8 protein-coding genes are annotated in these 4227 nt (G+C 65.9%); 5 read left to right on the forward strand and 3 right to left on the reverse strand.

The genetic code is table 11. The annotated features are described in order from the left end of the window. A partial coding sequence (locus tag JHD07_RS33980) for a P1 family peptidase (protein WP_291630110.1) occupies nt 1-472 on the forward strand: 472 nt, incomplete at its 5' end. A gap of 53 nt (nt 473-525) precedes the next feature. Further along, on the forward strand, nt 526-738 hold the full coding sequence (locus tag JHD07_RS33985; protein WP_291630113.1) for a KTSC domain-containing protein: 213 nt from the start codon (nt 526-528) through the stop codon (nt 736-738). A 13-nt stretch (nt 739-751) separates the two neighbouring features. Here JHD07_RS33985 and JHD07_RS33990 read toward each other — a convergent pair whose 3' ends face one another. Further along, complete coding sequence (locus tag JHD07_RS33990; protein WP_291630115.1) at nt 752-1516, reverse strand: EF-hand domain-containing protein; 765 nt, start codon at nt 1514-1516, stop codon at nt 752-754. A gap of 254 nt (nt 1517-1770) precedes the next feature. Between JHD07_RS33990 and rpe the strand changes: the two genes are divergently transcribed. Together rpe and JHD07_RS34000 are read left to right on the forward strand one after the other, a co-directional pair. Then, nucleotides 1771-2472, forward strand: coding sequence for a ribulose-phosphate 3-epimerase (rpe, locus tag JHD07_RS33995; protein ID WP_291630116.1), 702 nt, complete (start codon nt 1771-1773; stop codon nt 2470-2472). Between the two features lie 47 nt (nt 2473-2519). Then, a complete protein-coding gene (locus tag JHD07_RS34000; RefSeq protein WP_291630118.1) occupies nt 2520-3119 on the forward strand; it encodes a hypothetical protein in 600 nt (199 codons plus the stop codon). A 206-nt stretch (nt 3120-3325) separates the two neighbouring features. Here the strand turns inward: JHD07_RS34000 and JHD07_RS34005 are convergent, their stop codons facing one another. After that, on the reverse strand, nt 3326-3535 hold the full coding sequence (locus JHD07_RS34005; RefSeq protein WP_291630121.1) for a hypothetical protein: 210 nt from the start codon (nt 3533-3535) through the stop codon (nt 3326-3328). Nucleotides 3536-3561: 26 nt separating this feature from the next. Between JHD07_RS34005 and JHD07_RS34010 the strand changes: the two genes are divergently transcribed. After that, the gene (locus JHD07_RS34010; RefSeq protein WP_291630123.1) at nt 3562-3753 is read left to right on the forward strand and encodes a hypothetical protein; all 192 of its coding nucleotides are present in this window, start codon (nt 3562-3564) and stop codon (nt 3751-3753) included. A 24-nt stretch (nt 3754-3777) separates the two neighbouring features. Here the strand turns inward: JHD07_RS34010 and JHD07_RS34015 are convergent. Then, on the reverse strand, nt 3778-4227 hold a 450-nt coding region (locus tag JHD07_RS34015), incomplete at its 5' end, for a universal stress protein (RefSeq protein ID WP_291630124.1).

Consider the following 4227-nt stretch of genomic DNA (forward strand, 5'->3'; position numbering starts at 1 on the left):
CATGGTGGTGAACGCGGTCGGCAGCGTCACCGTCGGCAACGGTCCCTGGTTCTGGGCCGCGCCGTTCGAGGAAAACGGCGAGTTCGGCGGCCGGGGCCTTCCGCCTGCGTTCACGCCCGACATGCTGGCGATGCGCATCAAGGGCGGGCCGGCCGCGAGCGAGCGCGAGAACACCACGATCGGCCTCGTCGTCACCGACGCGATCCTGAGCAAGGCGCAGGCCAAGCGGCTCGCCATGATCGCGCAGACCGGATTTGCCCGCGCGATCTATCCTGTGCACGCCCCGCTCGACGGCGACGTGCTGTTTGCCGCGGCCACCTGCGAGAAGCCGATCGAGCCGCTGGTGGGGCTCACCGAGCTCGGCATGGTCGCCGCCAACGTGGTCGCACGCGCGATCGCAAGCGGCGTGTACAGCGCGACCGCGCTGCCGTTCCCCGGTGCACTGCCGGCGTGGAAGGACAAGTTCGGCTAGGGAGAAACGAAACGGCTGATACGGCGTTGTCCCGGCGGGCCGAGATGTTCGTCATGCCGTCGTCCGTGATCCGCTTCTTTCGATATGCGCCGGATACGCGCGAGCTGAAGGTGACTTTCGTCAGCGGAAGGATCTACCTCTACGAGGACGTCCCGCCCGAGGCCGCCGCTGCATTCAGTCAAGCGCGCTCGAAAGGGATCTTCTTCAATCGCGAGATCCGCGACCGCTATGTCTATCGTGACATCACGCACGAATATGCGGGTTAGCCTCGGGGCGCGCTTACACGCTCATCGACATCGATGATGCCGACCCCGCCGAAGCCTGCGCCTGACGCTGCATCATTTGCCCGAACCAGTCATAAGGCGAATTGCCGCCGCCGTTGGCATTCGAAGTGCTGGAAGCGCCAGGCACGGTGGTCGACATCTTGAAGCCGTCGGCATAGGTGACGGTGGTGGTTGTCGAGCCATCGGCATTGGTCGTCGTGGTCGACGTCGAGCCGCCGCCGGATTGCGACGAGGAGTCCGAGCCATCGCCTGCGCCGCCGACACCCTGCGCGTGATGGCCCTGGCCGCCCCGGAGCGCCTTCGTCATCTCTCCGAGATCGATGTCGCCATCCGCATTCGCGTCCATCTTGGAGAACACCTCGCCGGCCTTCGCCAGATTGGTGCCTCCGGCGCCGAGGGCGTCCTCGAACTCGGACTTGGTGATCTTGCCGTTGCCGTCCGCGTCGATCTGTGAGAACAGGTCCTTCAGCGCAGCCTCGCGGCTCTTCGTCGTTGAGGATGTCGCGCCCGCGCCGTCGGCCGACTGGCCCTGCACCGCGAACAGCGCGTTCATCGTCTCGGGCGAGATCTGCGGATGCTTGCCTGGGTTGACCGAGGAGGTCGCGGCGGTCGCGCTGCTGCTGCCGCTGTCGATCGCGAACGGATTGGTCGCCGCGCTCTGCGAGGAGCCTGTCTTGTGCGCCGCCGACGACGATTTCGCATTCGCCAGCGACTGGATCGCGCCGAGCGCGCTCGATACCGCACCAAGGGCGAGCAACATTGCACAACTCCAATGGGGCGCGGCATGCCGCGACCAATATTTCTGCGGCTGAAGTCAGCAAGCGCCGTGCCATCGCGAAAAGCTCAACGAAATCCGCATCCGCCGGGTCGTGGAGACCGCGGGAACGTCGGCAATTCATGCCGGCCGCGGCAGAAATTTCCGCCCACAGGAAGCCCGCCCCTCCTGCATTGCCCGCCACGGAGGCCCATGTTAGGCGAGGCCCTTCGTCGTCCGTCGCCACGGGAAAATGCGCCATGACCCAAGCCTTCGTCCCCCGCCCTTTGGCCATCGCCCCCTCGATCCTGGCCTCGGACTTTTCCAAGCTCGGCGAGGAGGTGCGCAGCGTGGATGCCGCCGGCGCCGACTGGATCCATGTCGACGTGATGGACGGACATTTCGTTCCCAACATCTCCTACGGCCCTGACGTCATCAAGGCGATGCGCCCGCACACGAAGAAGATCTTCGACGCGCATCTGATGATCTCGCCCTGCGATCCCTATCTCGAGGCCTTCGCCAAAGCCGGCTGCGACCACATCACCGTGCATGCGGAGGCAGGTCCCCACCTGCACCGCTCGCTGCAGGCGATCCGCGCACTCGGCAAGAAGGCCGGCGTCTCGCTCAATCCGGCGACGCCGATCAGCGCGCTCGAATACGTCCTGGACCTCGTCGACCTCGTTCTGGTGATGTCGGTCAATCCCGGCTTCGGCGGCCAGGCCTTCATCCCCTCCGCGATCGCCAAGATACGCGACATCCGCGCCATGACGGCGGGACGCCCGATCGACATCGAGGTCGACGGCGGCGTCGGCCACGCCGTCGCGGGCCCGCTCGCCGCGGCCGGCGCCAACGCCTTCGTCGCCGGCACCTCCGTGTTCAAGGGCGGCACGCAAGAAGCCTACAAGACCAACATCGCGGCGATCCGCAATGCGGCACTGGGCGCCCGCGGCGAAGCGATTTGAGGCCATCGCCGTCCGAACTCGAGCGGCGGCCGCTGCGACCAACGGCAATGGATGACTTGCGCGCAACTCCGTTTTCGGCGGGCCTGCTTCGCCTTCTCGCCGAGTCCTTGCGCGATGGAGAGCGGGTGGTCTGGCGGGGGCAGCCCGACGGCATCGCCCGCGCGGCCATGTGGCGATTTCTCTGGTGGATCGGATTTCCCTGGATGGCGCTGACCGTCCTCGCGCTCAGGGCCGGCTGGATCGACCAGGCTGCTCAACCCCTAGTCATGGTCGGGATTGCGATGGTTGCCGCCCCGGCGGTGATGCTGCTGCACGACCTGCAAACGCTTTACGTGATTACCGATCGCCGCGCGCTGATCCTGCGCACCGCCTGGGGCAGACCGACGGTGAGCCAAACCTCGTTCGAGGGCATGGATGCAGTCTTCGAAATCCTCGACATCGGCCGCGGTGCCGGCCACCTCAACTTCGCATCGGGGCGGTCGACGCGCTCGCCCGATACCGACTACACCGGGAGCTACGGCTTTCGCTGCGTTCGCAACCCCGCGCACGTCCGCGACATCCTCGACGATGCGCGCAGCGGCAAGACAGGTCGGTCGCATCCGGAAAGCCCTGCGGCTTCTACGGGTCGTGCGGCGCGCAATGCCTAAAATTGCAACTCGAATCCGTACTCATCCGGACTTCCCTGATTCGTGCAAATCACCGCAAGTGACTCCTGCCTGCTTTTGACGGGAGCACATCATGACGACGACCCTGATTTGGACTGGCGTAGCGTTGTGGTTAGGACTCAATGCGGCGATTGCAGCTCGCGGCCTCTACGTCGCACGACCGGTGAAGGTCGCATCTTCCGGCCGCATCATCCATCTTCTTCCTCGCCGGCGCTGATGCCATGCAGCTCGCCCTCGTGAAACGTCAGCCGAAGCGCAGGTGCCGTATTCCGCGCCGTCCGCATCCGAACCTCGACTATTTCTTCGGCCGCCTCGAGCGCACCGATGCCACGCTGGACGATGACGCCGGGCTCGACCATTCGGACCTCGACCGTTCGTTTGGCTCGCCACGCCGACACTGAGACTTCCTTTTTCCGGACCGCCCATGAAACCGCATTGCCCGAACTGCCTGAAGGAAATGACCAAGGCGTCCGCGTCGCGTAACCTGTTCAATTGCGAGCCCTGCCGCGAGATCATCCAGTATTTCGGCGGCAGCGCGGATCACGGCGAGCCGGGGCCGCAGTTCTGCTGGCCGATCCGCCGCAATCGCGCCGCCCACACCGTCCACGCCGCCTGATCCAGCCGGACGGCACCTAGCGGCCTAACCCGCCGTTTCGCGGGGATCGCCGGCCATCCGCGGCGGCCGCACCACGGTGACGGTACAGGACGCCTCCGAGGCCACCTTGGCCGAGACGCTGCCGAGCAGCGTGCGCTTGAACGAGCTCTGCCGCGCGCCGATGATGACGTGGTCGACCTGGTTGGATTGCGCGAACTCCAGGATTGCGGCGGCGGGATCGACCGCCTCCAGCACATGAGCCGACAGCCGGCTCTCATCCAGGTTGAGCGGCGTTGCCCAGTGCCTGAGTGCCACCAGACGGTCGATGTGCTTATTGGAGCCCTGTTCGTCCAGCATCCGGTCGATCGCAAGCCGGTTCAGCTTGAGCACGTTGACGCAGGCAAGTCGCGCCGACGGCAAGGTGGCGAGGATGCGCTCGGTGGTCACGCGCAGCGCCTCGTTCAGCTCCGGCGCGCCCTCCACCGTGTCGAGCGC

The sequence above is a fragment of the Bradyrhizobium sp. genome (assembly GCF_016462955.1).
Classification (GTDB): Bacteria; Pseudomonadota; Alphaproteobacteria; order Rhizobiales; family Xanthobacteraceae; genus Bradyrhizobium.